The sequence below is a fragment of the Paenibacillus sp. R-74696 genome (genome assembly GCF_055814915.1).
In genome coordinates, this window is sequence record NZ_JBPULM010000025.1 from 346,628 (window position 1) to 369,048 (window position 22,421).

At 46.8% G+C, this 22,421-nt stretch carries 16 protein-coding genes and 1 pseudogene; 6 read left to right on the top strand and 11 right to left on the bottom strand.

Annotation, left to right across the window (positions count from 1 at the left end):
• Nucleotides 1-96: 96 nt before the first annotated feature.
• A complete protein-coding gene (locus ACSR9A_RS08865; protein WP_473756819.1) occupies nucleotides 97-411 on the top strand; it encodes an IS630 family transposase in 315 nt (104 codons plus the stop codon).
• On the opposite strand, the gene ACSR9A_RS08870 is transcribed toward ACSR9A_RS08865, so the two are convergent.
• Nucleotides 293-1,102, bottom strand: coding sequence for an IS4 family transposase (locus ACSR9A_RS08870; RefSeq protein ID WP_473756784.1), 810 nt, complete (start codon nucleotides 1,100-1,102; stop codon nucleotides 293-295). The two genes, ACSR9A_RS08865 and ACSR9A_RS08870, sit on opposite strands and share 119 nt — an antisense overlap.
• Before the next feature lie 18 nt (nucleotides 1,103-1,120).
• Nucleotides 1,121-1,297, bottom strand: coding sequence for a DUF4372 domain-containing protein (locus tag ACSR9A_RS08875; RefSeq protein ID WP_473756786.1), 177 nt, complete (start codon nucleotides 1,295-1,297; stop codon nucleotides 1,121-1,123).
• A gap of 335 nt (nucleotides 1,298-1,632) precedes the next feature.
• On the opposite strand from ACSR9A_RS08875, the gene ACSR9A_RS08880 reads away from it, so the two are divergent.
• Nucleotides 1,633-3,336: a proline--tRNA ligase gene (locus tag ACSR9A_RS08880; RefSeq protein ID WP_473756787.1), complete on the top strand. Its 1,704-nt coding sequence runs from the start codon at nucleotides 1,633-1,635 to the stop codon at nucleotides 3,334-3,336.
• A 457-nt stretch (nucleotides 3,337-3,793) separates the two neighbouring features.
• Here the strand turns inward: ACSR9A_RS08880 and ACSR9A_RS08885 are convergent, their stop codons facing one another.
• On the bottom strand, nucleotides 3,794-3,991 hold the full coding sequence (locus ACSR9A_RS08885; RefSeq protein WP_473756788.1) for a transposase: 198 nt from the start codon (nucleotides 3,989-3,991) through the stop codon (nucleotides 3,794-3,796).
• Between the two features lie 449 nt (nucleotides 3,992-4,440).
• A pseudogene (locus ACSR9A_RS08890) lies at nucleotides 4,441-4,991 on the bottom strand (IS110 family transposase); the annotation flags it as partial.
• A 17-nt stretch (nucleotides 4,992-5,008) separates the two neighbouring features.
• Between ACSR9A_RS08890 and ACSR9A_RS08895 the strand changes: the two are divergent.
• The 3 genes from ACSR9A_RS08895 (at nucleotide 5,009) to ACSR9A_RS08905 (ending at nucleotide 8,044) form a co-directional block, all read left to right on the top strand.
• Complete coding sequence (locus ACSR9A_RS08895; protein WP_473756789.1) at nucleotides 5,009-5,407, top strand: LysE family translocator; 399 nt, start codon at nucleotides 5,009-5,011, stop codon at nucleotides 5,405-5,407.
• A gap of 183 nt (nucleotides 5,408-5,590) precedes the next feature.
• Entirely contained in the window at nucleotides 5,591-6,757 is a 1,167-nt protein-coding gene (locus ACSR9A_RS08900; protein WP_473756790.1) for an RNA-guided endonuclease InsQ/TnpB family protein, read from the top strand.
• 162 nt (nucleotides 6,758-6,919) lie between these two features.
• A complete protein-coding gene (locus ACSR9A_RS08905) occupies nucleotides 6,920-8,044 on the top strand; it encodes a metallophosphoesterase (protein WP_473756791.1) in 1,125 nt (374 codons plus the stop codon).
• A 114-nt stretch (nucleotides 8,045-8,158) separates the two neighbouring features.
• On the opposite strand, the gene ACSR9A_RS08910 is transcribed toward ACSR9A_RS08905, so the two are convergent.
• The gene (locus ACSR9A_RS08910) at nucleotides 8,159-14,269 is read right to left on the bottom strand and encodes a DUF5695 domain-containing protein (protein ID WP_473756821.1); all 6,111 of its coding nucleotides are present in this window, start codon (nucleotides 14,267-14,269) and stop codon (nucleotides 8,159-8,161) included.
• A gap of 355 nt (nucleotides 14,270-14,624) precedes the next feature.
• Here ACSR9A_RS08910 and ACSR9A_RS08915 point away from each other — a divergent pair, with 355 nt between their 5' ends.
• On the top strand, nucleotides 14,625-15,515 hold the full coding sequence (locus ACSR9A_RS08915) for a helix-turn-helix transcriptional regulator (protein ID WP_473756792.1): 891 nt from the start codon (nucleotides 14,625-14,627) through the stop codon (nucleotides 15,513-15,515).
• A gap of 121 nt (nucleotides 15,516-15,636) precedes the next feature.
• Here the strand turns inward: ACSR9A_RS08915 and ACSR9A_RS08920 are convergent, their stop codons facing one another.
• From ACSR9A_RS08920 to ACSR9A_RS08945, 6 genes are all read right to left on the bottom strand, one after another.
• A complete protein-coding gene (locus tag ACSR9A_RS08920) occupies nucleotides 15,637-15,888 on the bottom strand; it encodes a hypothetical protein (protein WP_473756793.1) in 252 nt (83 codons plus the stop codon).
• A gap of 39 nt (nucleotides 15,889-15,927) precedes the next feature.
• Nucleotides 15,928-17,157 (bottom strand): hypothetical protein, encoded by a 1,230-nt coding sequence (locus ACSR9A_RS08925; RefSeq protein WP_473756794.1) that lies wholly within the window; start codon nucleotides 17,155-17,157, stop codon nucleotides 15,928-15,930.
• A gap of 11 nt (nucleotides 17,158-17,168) precedes the next feature.
• Nucleotides 17,169-18,011, bottom strand: coding sequence for a hypothetical protein (locus ACSR9A_RS08930; protein WP_473756795.1), 843 nt, complete (start codon nucleotides 18,009-18,011; stop codon nucleotides 17,169-17,171).
• Entirely contained in the window at nucleotides 18,008-18,697 is a 690-nt protein-coding gene (locus ACSR9A_RS08935) for an ABC transporter ATP-binding protein (RefSeq protein WP_473756796.1), read from the bottom strand. Before ACSR9A_RS08935 ends, ACSR9A_RS08930 begins: the two co-directional genes overlap by 4 nt.
• On the bottom strand, nucleotides 18,690-19,121 hold the full coding sequence (locus ACSR9A_RS08940; RefSeq protein WP_473756797.1) for a GntR family transcriptional regulator: 432 nt from the start codon (nucleotides 19,119-19,121) through the stop codon (nucleotides 18,690-18,692). Before ACSR9A_RS08940 ends, ACSR9A_RS08935 begins: the two co-directional genes overlap by 8 nt.
• Before the next feature lie 300 nt (nucleotides 19,122-19,421).
• Nucleotides 19,422-22,421: S-layer homology domain-containing protein (locus ACSR9A_RS08945; RefSeq protein WP_473756799.1), on the bottom strand; the 3,000-nt coding region annotated here is incomplete at its 5' end.

Here is a 22,421-nt window from a genome sequence, read left to right on the forward strand (position 1 = left end):
CTATGATTAGGGATTACCAAGCGATCTCTCGTACCTGGTTTCCCAAGGGACAAAAAAATCATTCCCACCTACGGCAAGCATTGGGGAGCGAAGCTGATCGGAACTCTGGATTATGAATCTGGCGAAGTATTTTGTTTGCAAGAAGAACAGTACACCGCCAAAGAATTCTTATCCTTTTTGGAACAAGTGATGGAAAAGTATGAAAGTGATCGAATCGTGATGATTTTGGACAATGTACGAATCCATCACGCAGATCTCATCCAGCCTTTTTTAAAGGAAAATCAAGCTAAGCTCACCTTGGTATACTTGCCACCGTATAGTCCGAATTTGAACATGGTTGAAGAATTATGGGGCTGGCTAAAATCATCCCTGATCCATAATGTCTTCTTCGACTCGGTACAATCCACTTGAAGAACGTTTCGATCGCCCAGCGATTGCGATACATTTCGCTGATTTCATCACAAGTCAGATCGAAGCGGTTCGTTACCAGAAAGAGCAGATTGCCTTCCGAGTCTTGCGTCTGTATCATCCGTAGCACATGTTTCATCTTCTTCTGCTGGGAGCCCATTCGGACACGCCAATCGGCCGAGACGAGACTGCCTCCGGGGACAGCGAGTTCCTCCAGCGGCTCGATATGCGTATTCTTTTTCAGCCGTGTGACGAAAAAAGTACCGTCCAAGCAGTAGCGATCGAAAGCCGAATAGTCGATATATCCACGATCAAAGATGTAGGTTACGCCCGGCTCATGAACGAGTTCATTCATCTGCGTGCGATCATTTTTCTTGGCTACGGTCACCGTTGCCTTCTCCGGGACAACCTCTTGCTCACTTGGAAAGGCCAGTCGCATATGTATTTTGATGCCTGCCTTCGTCTTGCGGAACTCGGCCCATTTAAATTTCTGCAGACATAACGTCACGGTTGTTGAGTCGAAGATTTTGATCTTGTGCTGATGAGCGACTTGGCCTTGGCGTGACAACGCAAGCTTAGCCAGCCGTTCGAACACCTGTTGCAATAACTCAGGGTCAACCTGCTTGTGTTTGCGGCTGAGCTGCGAAGCCGAGATTGAAGTCAGGCCGAGCTCACGCTGTAAATCTTCACACAAGACATCGTCAGCGATGTGTCACAAGCCTTCGCGGTTTTGCAGTTGCGCAAGCAGAAACAACTTGAGATAGGCAGTGGTCGTCAGCTTCTTCGTATATTTGTCCTGCTGGCATTCGGTCACCGCAGTTGTGAACGTTTTTGTACAGATTGGCGCAAGCCATTTACCAAATGAAGATAATAAAGTATGATTGTCCATGCTGATATCCTTTTCAATGGATTAATGGACAGGTTCTACCTCTCCCATCTATTGTAAAGGATTTTTTTATGCACAAAAGTAGTTATGGCAGAAATTTATGAAGATTCAGATAACATTAATGCAACGCTAGTGCATTCTACCAAAGACCAAGGCACTTTTTTATAATTTTATGAGACTATGCTTTCGTAATTCAGGTTTACTTTCAATGTTTTTCATCCATACTGTTATCATAGACAAATATAAACTTGACTTGAAAAGTATGTCCCGATATAGTTAATTATATTTGATCATTTTTGGTCTGCATAAAATACTATTTATTATATGGAGGGATAATATTGCGCCAATCTAACTTTTTTGTTCCCACTTTAAGAGAGGCTCCTTCTGATGCTGAGGTTTTGAGTCATCAGCTTCTGCTTAGAGCTGGTTATATCAGACAATTAGCAGCAGGAATTTATACTTATCTACCACTCGGTATTAAAGTATTAAATAAAGTAGTTAATATTGTTAGAAATGAGATGGATAAAGCTGGGGCTCAAGAAATATTGATGCCTGCGATGCAACCTGCGGAACTATGGCATGAGTCTGGGAGATATTCAGTTTATGGACCTGAATTGATTCGGTTAAACGATCGGCATCGACGTGAATTTGTACTTGGCCCTACACATGAAGAAGTCGTTACTACTCTGGTAAAAAACGAGGTTTATACTTACAAAAAACTGCCTCTTATACTATATCAAATTCAAACAAAGTTTCGTGATGAGCGCAGACCGCGTTTCGGATTACTCCGAGGTCGAGAATTCTTGATGAAAGATGCGTATTCGTTTGATTTAGATTGGGAAAGCTTAGATAAATCGTATTGGAAAATGTTTAATGCGTATACTGCAATATTTAATAAATTGAAGTTGAACTATAAAGCAGTAGAAGCTGATGCGGGGGCTATAGGTGGTGAAGGGGGGACCCACGAATTTATGGCTCTCGCCGATATTGGAGAGGATACTATAGTGTCTTGCTCTTATTGCAGTTATGCTGCTAATTTAGAAAAAGCTGTGTCCGGCGTGAAAGGAGCAGAGTCTAATAATGTGGTAACGGCGACAATTGAAAAGTTTTACACACCCGGAGTAAAGACCATCGAGGAATTAGAGAGCCTGACCGGTGTAAATAAACGGAATATTATCAAAACATTGATTTACAAAGCTGATAATCAGTATATTGCGGTATTGATTCGAGGAGATCATGAAGTCAATGAAATTAAATTGAAAAATGTTTTGTCATGTGAAGAGTTAGAGCTTGCTGAAGATCTATTATTTGACGATTTACCTTTCGGTTATTTAGGACCTGTAGATCTAAATATTCCAATTTGGATTGATAAAGAGGTCGCAAATATGGATAATGCACTATCCGGTGCTAATGAATTTGAATATCATTATAGGCATGTTAAACCAGATAGAGATTTTAATCTGGTTAATGTTTATGATATTCGCAATGTTTCTACTGGTGATATATGCTCGAAGTGCAACCATGATCTAGAGTTTCATAAGGGAATTGAAGTTGGACATGTTTTCAAATTAGGCGAAAAATATAGTGAAAAGCTCGGTGCGAAATACTTGGATTCTTCTGGTAAAGAACAATTAATGGTTATGGGCTGTTACGGAATCGGTGTTTCTCGGATATTATCGGCGATTGTTGAGCAAAATCATGATAATAACGGAATCGTTTGGCCATCCAGTATTGCACCATTTCTAGTGCATATTATTACCGTTTCAAATAAGGATGAAACACAAAGACTTATCTCGAATGATATATATCAAAATTTATTAAGTAATGGAATAGAGGTATTATTTGACGACAGAGATGAACGAATTGGTGTTAAGCTTAAAGATGCAGATTTAATTGGTGTTCCTTTAAGAATTACTGTAGGAAAACAAGTAGCAGAAGGTCTAGTTGAATTAAAAAGACGGGAAGATTCGGAAACAATACTTGTATCACAGCAAGACTTGATAGGAACAATCCTGGAAATTTGTCGCTCACCGATTGAATAATTAATTAAAACAATGAATTGGCGATCGTTAACCGTTAATGAACGGGGAGCGGTCGCCAAATTTTTTAGCCCATGTTGAAGACCTGCTTAGTAATGAGTGACCACGATGCGGAATGACAGTAGATCCTTCCAAATTCTTTTCTTCTAACCCACACAGCAAGATAATCGGATAAAATAGGCTCCTTCTTTGATGACGTACTCTCTTTTTTTACCCGATTTTAAAGTTAACTGAGATTACCGTACGGCAAAACAATTCACTATTTGCAATAAAAAAGACTCTCTAGTGTTCCATCAGTCTTTAAAATGTGGGTATAATCATTTGAGTTTAATTCGAGCATACTCGGTAGTAAATTGCCAGTCCACTCCCTTTTGAGAGGCGTTGCGTTCATTTTCCCATGCGGAAAGTTCACGAGCCAGTTCTGCTTCTGAGGGGATTCGGCAGCCAAGGTACTGACTGGTCACATTACACTCAGCTCAAGCTCTGCGATGTTCAGCCAACTTCCATGTTTTGGAGTGCAATGGATTTCTAAACGTTTCACCAAACTTAAAGCCACTTCGGGCTCAAATGCCTGATATAACGATGCAATCGCATGAGTATTCAAATTATCCATCACCAAACGTACTTTGGGGGCATCAGGATAATAGACCTCAAGCAACTCGTGGATTTCTTCTGCCTATTCGATTCTCGTGCGCCGGGAACGTATGCTTACGTGACGCCACCCGCCAAGTGGTTCGGTAAAGATGAAGATACCACATGTTCCCTTACGTACATATTCTGCATCTTCTTTCAGCGGTTTGGCAGGCTTCATCGGGATGGGATTTCGGGCCTCATCCAACAGCTGATACGGTTTTTCATCCATGTAAATCAAGGGACAATTCGGATAGTAGGGCAAACGATAGACTTCGAGCACTTCTGCCATTGCCGCCACAAATGCGGCATTTTGTTTTGGTGGAATACACCAGCATATACGAAGATGGGGCTTGAGTTCGTTTTTAAAATGCGATCCACCGTTTCATACGAAATATTGTCAATGTACCCCAGTTAAACCGTCTTATCCGCCAAAAGGCGAAGAGTCCACCGACTTCTTCTGGCGTGTGGAGTGCTAACTTCGGTATACTCCGGGAAGAACCGATACAGCCAGTTCTGAATATGGCGCTCTGCTTGCCCCTACGCATCTACAACTTTCTCTCGCAGATTCATGAGAATTCGTAAATCTGCGTACACTTGTTGCGGCATTTTGGGTTCACTGTAATGCCCAATGCGAACAAGGTCTGCAATGACTTTTGCATCTTTGTATTCGTTCTTCGTTGGTGAGTTGTCTTCAAGCTCTTGCTCTTGTTCACGTGGTGCGGATTCACAATAACGACCTTAATTCCTTCTTGTTCAAGGAATTGGGCCAGTGGAAACCAGTAGTATCCGGTAGGTTCTATTCCAAGGACAATATTTGTCTTGTCATGAACCCGCTGCAGCTCCTTCATCCACGCTGCTAGTTTCTTAACTCCTTGCCGGTCGTTTTGGAACCAACATTCTCGTCCAAGCTCGATTCCTCGAAAATCTACTGCTCGAGCGACATGCGTTTTCTTCGCAATGTCTGCTCCTACCACCAAAGTGGAATCGGTAATTCTTTCAATCCGTTGATTTTTCTTGCGCTTCATAGTATTCTTTATAGTGAGTGCCTCCTTTTAAGGGCAGTGAATGTATCCCATTCCTAGACCCAGCATACAGGAGGTGCTTTTTTTGTTCAAACCTCAATTTAATTCATTACAGGAATGCCTCCTTGTACAAAAAAGGAATCTTCATGAGCATGCTGAATCCTAAAGTTTCCTTGTTTTTTCTGGCTTTGCTGCCGCAATTCGTCAATGAGGCAAGCGGCTACGCTTCTTTGCAAATGATTGCGCTGGGACTCGTGTTCATGCTGCAAGCTATCGTTATTTTCATCCTAATCAGCATGTTTGCCGATGTGCTGCGCCGGTTTATTTTCAAACGTCCACGCCTGTCTAGCAAAATGAATATCGTCGAAGGCTCCGTGTTCGGCCTAATCGGCCTCAGCATCGCCTTCAGCAGAAAATAGTAAAACACAGACAGAGACACAAAAGGGAGTTACTAAACAGTAAGCAATAATGTTGATAAACATATACAAGAGTAATAAACTGTATATACGGAAAACAAAAATTACAAACCTAAAGAGTTCGCTGAATGGTTAAATGTATTTGTAAAGACACTTCAAAGATGGAATCATGAAGGATGAATTCAAATGAAGTCATACAAAACGGAAATTCAACTAAACGACTCACAAAAACAAATTTTCAATCAGACTGTCGGTGTTTGCAGATTTGTCTACAACTTTTATCTTGCACATAATCAAGAAAGATACAAAAATGGCGATAAATTCATGTCAGGAATAGATTTCTCTAAATGGCTTAATAATGAGTTCATTCCCAGCCATCCTGAATACTCATGGATTAAAAAGGTTTATGCTAAAGCAGTGAAACAGTCTGTTATGAATGCCGAAAAAGCCTATAAACGTTTCTTTAAAGGCGAAAGTAAATTCCCAAGATTCAAAAAGAAAAAGAATCAAGATGTTAAGATGTACTTTGTTAAGAATGATGCGAAGATGATCATTCCATGCGAACGTCACAGAATCAAAATACCTACACTTGGATGGGTAAAGTTAAAAGAGTTTGGCTATTTGCCTACAAAATCAATCATTAAAAGTGGAACCCTCTCGCAAAGAGCTGGAAGATACTATGTGTCTGTTTTAGTAGATGAGCAGATCGAGAAGACAAATGCTAATTATAGTGATGGTATTGGAATTGATCTAGGAATTAAAGATTTTGCTATTCTATCCAATCAAAATAAACCAGTTAAAAATATAAACAAAACACTCAACATGAAAAAGATGGAGAAGTCGTTAAAGCGTCAACAACGTAAACTTTCTAGAAAATACGAAAGTAATAAAAAATCTAAAAACAAAAAGGAGGAAACTGCTACTAGACAAAATATCCAAAAACAAGTTCTGAAGGTACAGAAACTTCATCAGCGAATCACAAATATTCGAGAAAATCATATTAACCAAACCGTTAATACAATTGTAAAGCAAAAACCACGCTATATTACAATTGAAGATTTGAATATTAGAGGAATGATGAAGAATCGGCATTTAGCAAAAGCAGTAGCACAGCAATGCTTCCATCCATTCAAGGTTAAACTCGATGTAAAATGTAAAGCTAATGGGATTGAATTGAGAATGGTTGATCGTTTCTACCCTTCCTCTAAACTTTGCTGTTGTTGTGGACATAAGAAAGCGGACTTGAAATTGTCAGATCGTATTTATGTTTGTAATCATTGCGGAAACGAGATGGATCGAGATAGGAATGCTGCTGTGAATCTGAAAAACGCTAAAATCTATAAAGTGGCATAAACAAGTCCATGTAGATATGTACCGATGGCTAGTCGGGAATTTAAGCCTTTGGAGTGCTATATCAAATGTTAGTAGACGGTAGTTTGTCGAGAACAGGCGCGTTGAAGAAGGAATATTCTTGATATGGATATATTTGTCCATATTTTAAGTAGCAGAGCTATCATGTTTATTGTTATGGGTATTGTCATGCTTGCCGTTTTCGGCTCGCTCGTTTTTTATCAAAGCTGGAGCATTTGGCGGTGGCTGAAGCCACTGCATACGAAGTCACGCAAGCTCATTTATACAATCGTCGCCGCTGCGCTGCCCTGCGTCTTTATCGTCGCAATGGTTTCGCAAAATGCTATTTTAATTGCCATTGGCATGTACTGGCTCGCTATTTTTTGCTTATTACTGCTCATTATTCCATCCGTACAGCTCATCGCAAGACTGCTGCGCTTTACGTCGCTGCCGCGCGAGTCGGTGTTCAAATGGTCCGGCATCGCCGTCCCCGTACTGCTCATTTCACTGCTTGGCTACGGTTCTTTTCTAGCTTACAGCCCTGTTGTCCGCACTTATGATATTACGATTCCCAAAGGCGCACAAGACGGCGACTCAGCGAATAACACTTTAAAAATCGTCATGGCCTCCGATATGCATTTTGGCATTTTGTCCGGCAAAGATCATGCCGTCCGTCTCGTCGATCGCATTAATGAGCTGAAGCCCGACATCGTGCTGTTTCCCGGCGATATTTTGGATGATCAAATCCGGCCTTATTTGGACAATGGCATTGATAAAATCATGGCAGCGATCGAAGCGCCATATGGTGTATACGCCTCGCTCGGCAATCATGATAAATACAATGGGCATATCGAGGACATTATTAACGCCGTTGAAGCAGGCGGCATGCAGGTGCTTTATGATGAGTCGGTTACCATAGATGACCGTTTCACCCTGCTTGGACGCAAGGATCATTCCGATCATGAGCGTGCGCCGCTAAGCGAGCTCGTTCAAGGCATGGATGCCGCCAAGCCGCTCATTTTGCTGGAGCATCAGCCTTACGATTTCGATATTGCCGATGAGCTCGGCGTTGATCTGATGGTGTCAGGCCATACGCATCACGGCCAAATATTTCCGGCGAATTTCATTACGCAGCTCGTGTTCGAGAATGACTGGGGCTATTTGAAAAAGGAAAAGCTGCAATCGATCGTTTCCTCCGGTTTTGGCTTCTGGGGACCGCCGATCCGCCTCGGCTCCCGCTCTGAGATCGTGGAAATCAATGTGACGTTTATCAGCCCAGAAGTGCAATAGAGCTTCAATTGAACCCATTCCATGCAAAAAGAGAGCCATCCCCTATGAAGCGGGATGGCTCTTCTTCGTATTGATGAATGGCTCCTTTATTGCGTCAGTCGCTATCTTTACTAGCTACTCCAGCTTTTGAAGAAGCTTGTTAATAGCCTGGGCAGTTTCGGCCCGTGTAGCAGAAGCAGCTGGATCAAAGCGATTTTGATTTTTTCCGTTCATTATTTCCAGCTCGGTTACTACAGCTACTGCTTGCTTTGCCCATTGCGATATGTCGCTTGCATCTGTGAAGTCCAGAGCTGTCTGATCGGCAGGCTGCTCGTCATCGTTCAGCAACACCCAAGCCCTCGCCATAATGCTGGCCATTTGTTCTCTGGTCAGTGCTTCATTTGGAGCGAACGTCTGGGCATCCTTCCCTTGAATAAGTCTGGCAGCTACTGCTGCGCCTACCTCATCATAAAACCAGTTGTCAGGTGATACATCAGCAAACTTTTGCTCAGGGCTCGCTGTGCCAGCCGCATCACTATTAAGATTGAGTGCCCGAACGAGCATCGCTGTAAATTCAGCGCGAGTCGTCGTTTTTTGCGGGGCAAACCGCTCATTCGAAAGCCCGAAGACGATATGCTTGGCTGTTAATGAACGGACCGCATCATATGCCCAGTGTGAAGCAGGCACATCGCTGAACGCTGATTCATAAGACATGACCGCATATTTGCTGAAATGAGACACGGAGGTGCTGATTTGCTTGGCAGCCTTATCGATTTTGCCGCCGACATACTCCCACTTTTGCTCGCTTTCATTGTACCAGTAAATGCCCAGCAGATTTTCTTCATTCGCGCTCGCATTATAGCTCAATTGAATACTTACAGGTGAGGAGAAATTGGGCAGCTTCTTCTCTGCCCCGCTTGCTGTAAGGATCAGCAGAGTAAACGCGTAAGCTTCTCCAGACGATTGTAGTCTGCCGGATTGAACGTTCTGCTCCAGCCTATCCAAAGACAATATAATTTGCGCTGTCGCAGCTTCATTTGCCCCAACAAGCTTCGCCAAATCCGCAAGCACGCTTGCTGGAATTTCAAGCACGACTCCGCTGCTTTCTACACGAAGCGCAGAAGCTCCCAGCAACATGCCCGCATTGGCAGGAAGCACAAGCTTGCTCTTGCCAGCGGCAAGCTGAAGCTTCACTGGCTCGCCGTTGCTGCTTGCCAGCTCATTGCTCGTCACCACTTGATTCGCAGCCGGTATTGGGGCTGCTGACGGCGACGATGTTGGCGTTACAGTCGACGGTGCAGCTGGACTCGGCGTTGATGGTGCTGGTGTCACAGGCGAACCCGTAGGCACTGGTGTCGGCGTAGGCGTCACCGGTGTATCGGTTTGCACTGGCGTAGGGGTCGGTGTCACAGGCGTATCGGTTGGTGCTGGTGTCGGCGTCGGCGTCGGTTCAACCGGTGCTGCCGTCACCGTCACAACGAATTCCGCACGAAGCGAGGTTCCATCCACCGTACCTGCAACAGTAAAGCTTCCTTCCGCTGCATATTGCTCAGCGCTTATTGCATCCCAGACGACAAAAGCGGTTCCAATCGCATCGTTTTCATACGTAACCTGAACGCTTGCCGGAAGGCTAGGCGCAGTGCCAACGGTCGTAGCTGCCGCTGCTTGATCTACGCTCTTGATATCTTTGCCCTCATACAACCCCTTCACTTGCGAGGCCGTCATCGACCCATTGTAAATCCGGAAATCATCAAGGCCCGCATGCAGCTGCGCCCCGTTGCCATAGCCGGATACACCGATTTTTTTGACATCCGCGGTAGCGGTTATTGTCCTCGGCGTGCCGTCAGTGCCAAGCGTCTGCGCCACCCCATTTTTATAAATCGCGCGCTCACCGGTCGTGGAATCAAACGTAATGACGACATTCGTCCATTCATTCAGCGGCAGAAAATCATTCGGCGACTGTCGCACATAAAAGCCATTAGCGCCATCGACATAGAAAATACTCGAATTGCCATTGTAGGTCAAGAAAAAGCCATTGCCCGCATAATTGCTTTCCGGCTTGAACCAGAGCAGCACATTTTCACGGTCATTCATATTTTCCGTCCGTTTAATCCAATAAGACAGTGTCAAGCTGCTCGGCTGCAAGGCCGCACTATTACCTGCGTCTACATAGTTGCCGGAAACGCCGTTAAACTGCAAGGCTCCTCCGGCATGCCCGTCGCTTACCCAGCCTAATTCCCCATTAATCGCGCCATTTAATCCTGAGGCAGTGGCATCCTGTGCGACTGTCCCTTCCGTCTCATCGAAATTGTAGCGGACAACGAGCGAAGGATAACCTTGAATCTCTCGGGCCATTACCGTTACGGTTGCGGTCGCTTCTAGGCTTGTGCCAATAACGAAGCCTTTTACCGTAAAGCTGCTGCCCGCTTCCGCGTACTGCTCCGGCTGGATGTCATTCCATCTCACCGATGCATCAATGGAACTGCCATTTTTCAAATAAACCTTTACCGATGCTGGCAGCTTCGGAGCTACATCCACTGGAGTGGACACCTGTACCTCCTCAAAACGTTCGATTTCATCAACTGGCGGAGCAACCATTGCCGCAATTTCCACAGCCGTTAATGCACGGCTGAACAGCTGAAAATCATCAATGCTGGCATTTAAATAAGGATCGCTATACTGCGATTTGCCGATATAGTTATTTTTCGTTTTGCCGAGGCTTCTCGGCGTTAACGTCATTTGATCATTGCGTCCAACCTCTACACCGTCCACGTACAAAATGCCCAGCGGACCATCCAGCGTTACCGCTACATGTCGCCATTCGCCCGTTGTCAGCGCCGGTCCGGTAATCGATTGCTCTGCTCCCGGCTGGTTACCTCCCGTTGTTATGCTGAATTGCATAGAGGAGCCTACCTTCGGTGCCAAAAACATATAGGATTGCGTTCCTGTGCCAAAATCAAACAATCGGGAGTAATCATTCAATTGATCAGCCTTCACCCAAGCCGCAACCGTTATTTTCTCCGTAAGTCCCAGCACATTGTCCGGCAGCAGCACATAACCTTCCGTACCGCCCACTTTGACAGCATTGCCTGAGCGGCCGCTTGCCCACGACGATGTGCCTTTAAGGGAAGCATCATTTCCGCTGCCAGAGGAATCGGCGGCAATCGTACCTGACGCCTCATTGAAGTTATAGCTCGCAATAATCTCGGGAAGGGCTGCTGGCGGATTTACGGTAATGCTTACCGTATCGCTGGCACTCAGCTCCGAATCATCTGCGCTTAGCTTTAATACATAGTCGCCCGGCTCATTAAACTGGGCTGTTGTAACAGCCGAGGTCGCATAGCCGAAGTCCACCTCGCCGCCCACAGGGCCGGATTCCATGCTCCATTGCACAGTGAGCTTTCCAGCCGGTAGGCCGTCATCCTCCACGCTGCCTTTCAGCACCAGATCATCATATAGATGAATGGATTGATCGTCGCCCGCATGAACCGTTGGCGCTGTATTCGGATCTGGCGAAGTTTCGCTCAGCTCGACCGTATAATTTGCGGCTGCTGGCGCATTTATCGCGAGAACGGCTTTCGTGCCAAAAGCATTCAGCTTGCCCGCTGGCTGACCATCCACTGTTACAGCATAGGCTCCTGGCTTCAAGCCTTCCAGCATCAGTTTAACTTGATGCGCCGTACCCGGCGTCAGATTTTTAATATCCAGCGCAGCCGCATCCTTGGTTTTGGACAGCACTGCATGTGTAAACTGGTCTCGCTCAAGCGTCAAATACAGCTTTTCGGTAATCAGGTTTATTTTCTTATAAAGCCCATCGATGGGCTCAATTGAATAAGAACCGCTATCCTCGGTCACATTCGCTCCATACCCTGTCAGTCCAAAAATCGGATCAACCGCAACGTCCGCGCTTAAAATTTGCAGGGCGCCGAACAAGCCAAGGTCCGATTCTCCCGTCATGCCTCTCCAGCCATTAAGCAGGGGCAGCGATGCCCCGCCGCCATGTCCAAGCGTGCCGAGATTGCCCTTCTCCGCTTGATACGTCCATGCCGAAGCGCCATAGTTAGCTGGATCGTCACTGATCTGTCCTGTGTTGATCGAGCCAATGTTGGCGATTTTCGCCGCATAAGAAAGCCGCTGCTCCACTTCCCGATTGCTGCTGGATTGATAGCGAATCCAGTCATCCATCGCGTAACCGGCTAGCGAAACAGTGTACTGAAAATTCCACCAGTTTTCGCCCGTAATCGTCACTGGGTCGGTGTAGTAATACCACACCGGCATATGGCCGCGCGATGCCCGTGTTTTGTCATTAATTTTGGACATCATTTCTTGGGCTTTGAGCTGCTCGGCCGAATTATTGTTTTGCATTTTGGCAAGGGTGTAGACCGCTTCCTCGCCCGTGTTGTCATAGCTGTATTCCGAGCCGTATGGATATTTCGTATTTTTAAAATTGTTATATTTCGTTGCCATTTTCCCAATAATATCGTTCGCTTCGACGACATAACCTTCATCCTGCAGCGCTTGAATAATCGCCGGCGTCGTCAGCTCGCCCATTAATCCCGTATTCCAGTTGTAGGCAACCGGCCCTTCATAGAGCGCCTTCATAATATTGTAGGCCCGCAGCAAATACGTATTTGCATCATGCTCATAGTCGATGAGACCCGGATATTCCTTGACAATTTTATACATGCTGAAGAAAGTATTGTAAATGTGCGGATACGCGTAACCGCGATAGGTCGGCGTCGTATTCGGCTCCGGCATCAAAAAGTCATGAATCAAATAATCCTCATGATGGCCGTTCATTAAATTTGTCCAAATCGCCGTCTCCAAATATTCGTCGACCGCCTTAACCTCGCGCGCCACTGGATCAAGAGCATTTTTCTCCGCCAGAAACTGTCCGTGCGTCAGTCCCCAATCGTCGCCCCAGCCCCAATAGCCGTTGAAATTGCCCATCCTCTTCTTCGTATTCATCATCCAGTCGTCGAATACTTTGTCATGAAGCTCTCCTGGCGCCTGCCACTGCATCGAATCCACCATAAATTCGGAGTGCGCTGCCAAAGCCTCATCAATTGGAGATATGGCATAAAATTGCAAAACGGTGCTGAGCCCATCCCCATAGCTGACCGTAATATCGTTCGGCCCCAGCTTTGTCATTTGCAGCTCGTAAATATGATGATCGCCAGCCTTACTCTCCACCAGCGGAATATCGTTGCCCGCTTCATCCTTAACGGAGTTAATCGTCTGCTTCGTACGCAAATCGAACTTCGCTTTCTGATTGGTAGGAACGATCATGCCAGGGACGACGCTGACATCAATCAGTCCTTCCTCATACAGCTTCTGCTTCATTTGGTGCTCATCAGCTACAGCATGAAAATTAAAGCCGTACTGATTGCCTGCTCCCGCCTCCAAAATAAGGCTCGTATTCGGCAAATAGCCGCGGTTTGTCTTCTTGATCACATTGGAGTGGATGTAATAGACATTGAGCCCTTCTATCCACTTGCCGCTTTCTCCCGTCCATTTGCTGTTCGGGCGCTCCTCCTGCCGCCACCGATCCTGATATTCAAATCCAGCCTTCGTCTGAGCATCCGGTGTCATCAGCAGGTAGGAGCCTAGTCCGCTTGGACGGCTTGCCGTCATATACGAGCTGTTATTGCCGACAAAGGAGTGGCTGACAACCCGCGTTTCATAAATCGCATCCCCATACTGCCACTGCTCATTGAACGGAAGCGGTACGCCGTAATCACCGATCTCCAGCTTTTGCCCACTCGTATTCGTCAGATTAATGGTCCAGTTTAGCGTGCCATGCTCCTCCAGCGTGTAGGTTTCCACCAAAGTGAAATCCTTTATGCCGCCAGCATTTTGCGACCCCGCATACGTCACGGTTGTCACATTGCCGTCTCTTGCGATATGCCTCACATCACCCGATTGATTGGTCGACACTTCCTTCCATTGGCCGTTATCGCCCAAACGGTACGTAAACATGAGCTCGCCCATCCATTGATGATCGGCTGTATTTTGCTCTGGCGCCACCGTCTTGTTCATCACATATTCCGTCGGGTATAAATCGCCTTTGATTTTCAGCGAGCTGATTTCGCCATATTCGCCGATCTCCACCTGCAAGCCGCCATTCTCCGCTTCTGCCCCCCATGCCTTCCCGATTAATGGGCTAAACAACCCCGCTATTAGTGCTACTGCTGAAAATAAAGCTATGGTCCGTCTAGCCGTTAACGTTCTCCATTTCTTCTTTATCACAAAACAGCCTCCTTGTTAATCGTTTAGATTTTTACTGAGAAACCGCTACTGCATTCTAGCTCCTCAATCCAATAGGAAACAGCAGACCCCCCTTTCCGCTTACTTAACAAGCTTATGTAAGCGCTTTTTTATTATCATAGCACGGTATTTTTGATTAGGATTTAATGATTTCAACCAAAACTTTCATATTCGCAACTTGATTTCATAAATCTAAACGTATAACTCTTTCACATGCAAGCAGTCTGCCTTCTCTTTTTTTTCGATTGAGTTTATGAGCAGCCTTGAGTATGATAGAGAAAAAACGAAGCTGTTCATTCATACAAAGCCAACTCAAGTATGATGGAGGTGCACGTTGAAGCCAACCGTTTTGCATTTTATCACACCGCCGGTTCCTTGCATTATCGATTGTGGTACAAACGTCTACGCACCGGGCGAGCAGCATGTTAGACGCAGAAGCATTGGCGTCTTTGATCTGATTGCCGTCACACGCGGCACCTTATTTATTAGCGAGGAGGAGGAGCAATGGAGTCTGAAGCAGGGGCAAATGCTCATTTTGCGCCCAGATGCACTGCATTATGGCTTTGCTCCATGCACGGAGCCTACCGAAATTATTTGGATTCATTTTCAAATTTTCGGAAGCTGGCGCACAAGCCAATCCCTGCAGACTGCTGCTGAAGAGCAAGCCTCTCTCATGGAGTCACACCGGGCAAAAACGTATTTGCATAACCGTGATTTAAGCTCTATTTTTATCCAAAAGCACAGAAGTCTGTCCGCTCAGGCTCTAAGCCTGCTCGGCTATTTCGCCCAGTTGGAGCAGGAGCCGCCCACCTTGCGCAATTGGAAAAGACAGGATCATTTTCAAGCGTTATTGCATGAATTGAAGGAGGAGCAGGCGCTAGCCTCAGACTCTACGCCAGCTGCTCTCGCCAGGAAGATTGAGCTGTTTATCCGCCAAAACTATGCGCTCCCCATTACGAATAAAATGCTGCAAATTCACTTAAACTATCATCCTAATTATTTGGCCAAATGCATGAGCAAGATGTATGGTGTAACGCCCGTCGAATATTTGCTGGTCTATCGGATGGAGCAGGCGAAGCGTTTGCTCGCGCAAACCTCCTATCCGATTGGCAAAATCGCCGAGGAGGTCGGCTTTGTCCATACGTCACACTTCACCTCCCACTTTACGAAGCGCGAGGGGCTGTCCCCGTCCAAATATCGGCAGGTGCACTCCCCTGTCTCGTAGTTCAAGGGCGAGCAGCATAGCTGACTTTCGGGGTTGGTTTCGAGGTTACTTTCAAAGTTGAGGCCGATTAGCAGAGTGATTGCAATACAGTAGAAAAACAATAAAAAAGCAGTGGACACCGTTATGAACGGCGTTCACTGCTTGCGTTTACGATAAGCGCTTTGCGCATAATCATCTTTTTCAATTTTTTTCGGCGCTCATCCTCTGGCTGAAGGTGAAAGGCCTTCTCGCATCCCATGGCAAGCAGCGCCTGTTTGCCCGCCTCAGCGGCAAGCCGCTCATCCTGCAAAATATAAAAGGCAAGCTGATAGCTCCATGTTTCCAGCTCTCTTAGCGCCTCGACCGTTTGATTCAGACTTGCTGCTGCATGCATGCCTTGCACCTCACCTTCTTGCTTGATCTATCTGCCAATCTAGTCTTTAAAGCTCATATTATTAAACACCATATCGCCTAATGCAATCTGCTTCTCATACTCGCTGCCCTCAGCCGTCACACTGCCTTTATACAATAAATTCCCCGCAGCAGCATCAAAGGTCATTACGGTTCGAGCAGCACCGTTAGCGAACAGCATATATAGACGCCCGTCTTTTATAAAGGAGCTCTTAATTTCATTCTCGCCAAACTGCCCCGACATCAGTGACCACGTCTCGCCTCGTTTTTCTCCTGTTTCCAGACTGTAGCGTGATACAGTAAATTCCGCCTCATTGTCATTTGTAAAATAGAGATTGTCCCCTGTAATGAAGCGCGCCACCGTTCTTCTCGCGTCCAATTTCTGCAATTCATCCGGCAAGCGCTGCGTTATCCCGCTCTTATACGAATACACATAAAGCTCTGCCGGAACGCTGTTGCTGGCAGCTCTCTCCGTCTGATCCTCCATAACGATACTAAAAACAAAATAATCATTTGGTGCTGTATAATCATTTTGTATGTACCCAGATGAAAGAGGAGAAAGCTTGGTCCCAGCAGCATCTACAAATTCTAAAGCAATCCTTTTAATGAGCTGACCGCTAGCCGAATCGATTATATAATCAAAATACTGGCTTGCTCCTGATGGCCCAATGTCTATATCATACTGGTTTACCAGCACATGAAGACCATCTGCTTGCAGCTGTACATCATATATGGTGTCATGCTCCCTCATGCCTTGCTGAGATAGAGGAGTTAATGCAATCGAATAGTCTGCGACCTTTCCCGTGCTTCGATTCAGCATCTCAACCTCTATCGTTCCTTCTGGATTATTAGTAGCTGAATTGTATGGAATTTTCGCATAGGCTAACCAGTCCTGATCCTGATAAAAGCTGCCTATCTCCGCTTTGCCCCGCATGAAAGCAGGATATTTTTCAATAAGCTCCCTCATGCCCTCTTGCTCATAAAACCACTCACGGGCATCTGTTATATACGAATCATAGAGAGACTTTCTGCTTCTATACTCGCTGCCATGTACAGTTAAATTCAGAGACTGCGAGCCCTTTCCACCTATATACGAACCGACTAACACCAGATTGGCCGCTTCATTCGCATCTCCTTCCAGCGTCTCTAAGCGATATTCCGGCAAATGGTCCGCCGAGCCAAAAGCGTAATACGTGCTGAACCCTGCTGCTGCGAGCAGGACGAGCGCCAGTGTTGTTACATAACGTTTCATCTTGCTCCCCCTTATACGGTAATCTTTTTATTTAACAGCCTGATGCTGAGCCATACGGATACCAAAACGAGAATGGCGGTCAACGCCAGCATAATAGAATAAGTTTCCCCTGGATATAAATAGGAAGCCGCATTCCCCGGTCGCTGCAAAGTAACGGGAGCCAGCAGCGCAGCACCGCATACGAACACATAAATAACGGCATAACCAATACCAATAACCCGATAGCTTCGTTCCAGCAAAATAACCGTAAAGGAAGCGAGTACGGTCAAAATCCCGATCCCATAGGCCATCACAAACGCATCAAACTGGCCTGGAATGAGCACCTTCAGCACTTGATTTAGCAAAATCGCCTGCGACAAATAGGACGGATCGCGCAGCCCCTCTGGTATTACCAGATTAAACAACATCATTTCAAGCGGAAGCAGCAGCAGCTGGAAGGAAACGAGTCCGAACGTAAACAGCAGAATTGCCGTCAGCTTCGCTGCGTAAATGGAGCCTCGGTTACCCGGCAGCATCAGCAGCCGATAAATAAACGTATCGCGCCCCAGCCAATCACGGTACCAAATGAGAAAAACATATGCGGCGATAACCACAATGCTGATCAGCACCGGAAGGACAAACCAAAATTGATTGCTGAACATCAGCTCATTAAACGTCAGCTTCCCGGTTTCAGAGAAAGGGTGATACGTAATTAATTTCTCACTCCAGCCGGGGCTCGTTCTAATACTGCGCTCACTAAGCGACCACAGCAGCACTACTCCAAATTGCACGAGAATCGTTAACGCCATTAATCCGCCAAGCAAATAGCGGAAGCGGTGCACTTCCATATGTACCAGCTTTAAATAAAACTTCAAGCCTGATACACCTCCTTCATAACATCCACAATCGACTTGGCTTCCTCCATACGAAGCTGCTCACAGTAGAAATCGCGGCATACCGCACCATTTTGCAGCAGCACCGCCCGATCGATGAGATGTTCTACGTCTGCAATCTCATGCGTCGTCATTAATACACCGCGATCTTCAATCAAATGGCTCGAAAAAACTTCTGTAATGAGCGCACGGCTGAACATATCAATGCCGGAAAACGGCTCATCCATCAGCACGTATTCGGTATCCAGTGCCAGCCCTAGCAGCAAATTGAACTTCGCCGCCGTCCCTTTAGACAAATTGCCGATTCGTTCTTTACCCTCCAGTTGAAAAAAGCTCATCAGTTCCTTGGCCCGCTCTTCATTCCAGCTGCGATAAAAATCCGCCATGAACACCATTGCTTCATCCAGCTTCATCGCAGGCGGCATCGTCAGATGATCCGGGATAAAAGAAATTTTCTCATACCGCTCTCTGCCAAGCTTTTGCCCATCGATTATGATTTCGCCCTTGCGAAATGGTGTCAGCCCCATAATAGCCTTCATAATAGTCGACTTGCCTGCACCATTCGTGCCGATCAGGCAGGTTATTTCGCCCTTCTCGATTTGAAAGGAGACTCCGTCCAGCACCTTGCGCCGACGATATTTTTTATGGATATCCCGCACCTCAATCATGCTGCACCCCTCCTCCCTGCGTTCCGCCATTCAACTGCTTATCCTCTGTATACTTATGCTTGACCAGCTCCAGCAGCTCCTCTACCGGAACGTCGATTTTACGAACAGAGGCAACGAAGGCCTCGACAGCTTCGCCAATCAGCTCTGCGCGAATGGCCCGCAATACGTTCTCGTCCATAGTAATCCGGCTTGGCGAGTTTCCTTCTGTTACGATCAACTGCTGTTCCTCCATTTCCTTATAAGCCTTCTGCGCCGTATTAGGGTTGATCTTCAACAGTGCGCCGAGCTCCCTTCGCGAAGGAATGATTTGTCCGGCTTCCATTTTCCCAATGACCAATTGCTCCTTAAAAAACTTCACGACCTGCAAGTAGACCGGGTCACGGCCATTGAAAGCGACTTCCGTCCAGCCTTCATTTGTCTTCATCCCGTTACCTCTCATTCTTGTTCCAGCGTGTGTACCAAGTAGTTCATACACTTTAAGTGTATTATGCGCATAATACGTTTTTCTGTCAAGCATTTGTTAAAAAATAGGGGAAACATTCAGCACCGCAATTTGCGGATACGTTATTTATCAGCCTCGGAACGGTGAAAAATGACGTCAGCAGCATCTACAGCAAGCTGGATCCCAGTGACCCCGTGCAGGCCGTCGCCGCAGCGCAAACAGCCCCCGAAGACATAGGTCTCCAGGGGCTGCTTCATGCCTCATATTTCATGGTTCAATCTTTTAAATGAGCTTCGAATTGGCAAGCAGCCTTTGCACCATAACGGCAATTTCCGCTCTAGTGATAAAAGCTTTAGGGGCCAGCTGCGCACCCGAGCGGCCTGAAATAACTCCGCCCTGCAGGCTGTCCGCAAGACTGCTTCTTGCCCATGCTGCCGCTTCATTTGCATCGGCATAAGGCCTTAATATATCGTCAGTATTTCCCACTGGCAATCCCGCTTTTAGTCCAGTGATAGCCATAGCTTTAGCGATGATGACCGTCGCTTGTTCACGGGTTATGGGCTCATTTGGACGGAAGGTTCCGTCTTCAAAGCCGTTGATCAGCTTATAGGCAACAGCCGTTTGAATCGCCTGACTATACCAAGCGCTGGCCTGCACATCAGAGAATCCTGAAGCTCCTGTCTCCAGCTTAATGCCCATACCTCTCACAATAATAGCCGCAAATTCAGCACGGGTAATGGACGCATTTGGATTAAAACGATCGCCACCTACTCCGCTGATGACCATCCGAGAGCCCATATCATTGATTGCCTGCTGCGCCCAATGGCCAGCAGCATCTTGGAACTCTACTGGATTCCAGACCAAAGCATATGTGCTATTAGTCAGGCTATATATTTTCGCCCAATAACTGCCGTTCGCCTGTACGATCTTAGTTGGAACATGGCGAATGCTGCCATCTGCCTCAATCACAATCGCCGTTGTAATTCGCTGTGGATCAACGGTGCTTGGAATCGCTATTTCGCGCTCTACATAAGTATTAAATTTCGCAATCTCCTGCCGTGTCGCCCCATTTACGACCCTGACTGTAAAATCAAACGGCTCTCCAATAAGCTCAAAACCACCCTTTGCAGCGGCTGATTTCACTTCCTGCAGCCTGCTTGGAGTTAATGCTGCCAGCTCAATTTGAAACTCCAATTGTTCCAGCCCTGTCTGCTGAAGCAGCTCTCTTATAACTTGAGAGCCTGTAATTTGCTCAATAGGCAGAGTATACGAGACGCTACCTGTTTGAATTTTGACAAGGGCTTGCTTTTGCTCCAGCGCCTTCACATTATCTCCATTTAGCTTCACGATCAACGCACCTGATTGGATATCCACAGGAAACGCAACAACAACTCCACTTGCTTCATTTGCAAGCCTGCCGTTTAGGGCTTCCTGATTCACACTCAACGTCGTTACGCTTTGATTGTTGACCATTGCAGTTGAAGTCGAGCCTATGTTATACACGATTCCGTTTATTAAGATATTAATGCTTTTAGTCGTTGGCGTATTCGGATTGCTCGTGCTTCCACCACTGCTTCCACCGCTCGAAGGAGCAGTCGGAGTTACCGCGTTAGACTGAGTAGATGCAGCACTGCTGCCCGCAATATTGAGTGCTTTTACGGTAAACGTATAACTGGTCCCGTTCGTAAGTCCCGTCACCGTTATTGGGCTTCTAATACCAGAAACTGTAATATTTCCCGGCATCGCTGTCACTTCATACCCTTTCACTGGGCTCCCCCCATTGTCGACAGGGGCAGTAAAACTAACGACTGCCTGTGCATTGCCGTGAGCAGCTGCGACACCAGTAGGTACGCCAGGCGTATGAATATTTAAGCGCGTCACCTTCACCGTATAGGTTTTAGAAAGTTTCCCTGCTTCTTCTACAACAATCGTGACAGTCTGTTCTGCGCCAGCATTCAGACTAATTGGGGCAGAAGCGATTCCGCTTGTTACTGTCGAGCCATCCACTTTAATTGTTCCAGATCCACTTGGCGTCACTGTTAGAGTGGAAACATTATATGGAACTGTCAATCCGATATAATCATACGTACCACTGGCAAACACAAAACCGCTTGGACTGCCGCTTAATAATAGATTAGTGAGGTCTGCTGCCTCTGCTTGCGTATAACTAACGCTTTCGACGTCACTGTCGAAATAATCGGCTTTCGTAGCAATCGCCTTCACGGTTATCGCTGTATTGATGACTGGCTTGGCTGCCGCGTTGTATTCCAGCGTTGAACCGCCTACCGCTGTCGCTGGCGTACTTCCGTCCGTCGTGTAGTAGATGTGATCGGCTCCCGCTGATAGAATCTCCAGCTCCGTGCCAAAAGCGACTGCTCCCGCTGCTGGATGAAATGTCGGCGTTTCCTGCGCTACTTTCTCGCGCGTCACTTTGATGACATACGTTTTTGCACTTTTTCCCGTTTCCGTTGCCACAACGGTAATTGTGCGCTCCACTCCCGGCGTAAGCGTAATCGCTGACGAAGCTACACCGCTCGCTACTGTCGTTCCTTCAACGGTCAGCGTCCCTGTTCCGCTCGGAGTCACCGTTACGCTCGCAACACCATTCGCTACTGTTACGCCGTTATACGCATACGTCCCACCAGCAAACACAAAGCCGCTTGGCGTGCCGCTCAGCTCAATGTCCGTCAAATTCGCTGTCGTGGCCTGCGTAAAGCTCGCACTCGCAACCGCACTGTCTAGATTGTCTGTCTTCGTCGCAATCGCCTTCACGGTCACTGCTGTGCTAATCGTCGGCTTCGCTGCTGCATTGTACTCCAGCGTCGAACCGCCTACCGCTGTCGCTGGTGTACTTCCGTCCGTCGTGTAGTAGATGTGGTCAGCTCCTGCCGACACAATTTCTAACTCCGTTCCGAATGCCACCGCTCCCGCCGCTGGGTTGAACGTCGGCGTTTCCTGCGCTACCTGCTCGCGCGTCACTTTAATGACATACGTTTTTGCACTTTTTCCCGTTTCTGTTGCTACAACAGTAATCGTGCGCTCCACTCCCGGCGTAAGCGTAATCGCCGATGAAGCTACACCGCTCGCTACCGTCGCTCCATCTACGGTCAGTGTGCCTGTTCCGCTCGGCGTTACCGTCACGCTCGCAACACCATTGGCTACCGTTACGCCGTTATACGCATACGTGCTGCCGGCAAACACAAAACCGCTCGGACTGCCGCTCAGCGCGAGGCCCGTCAAATTCGCTGTTGCAGCCTGTGTATAGCTCGCACTCGCAACTGC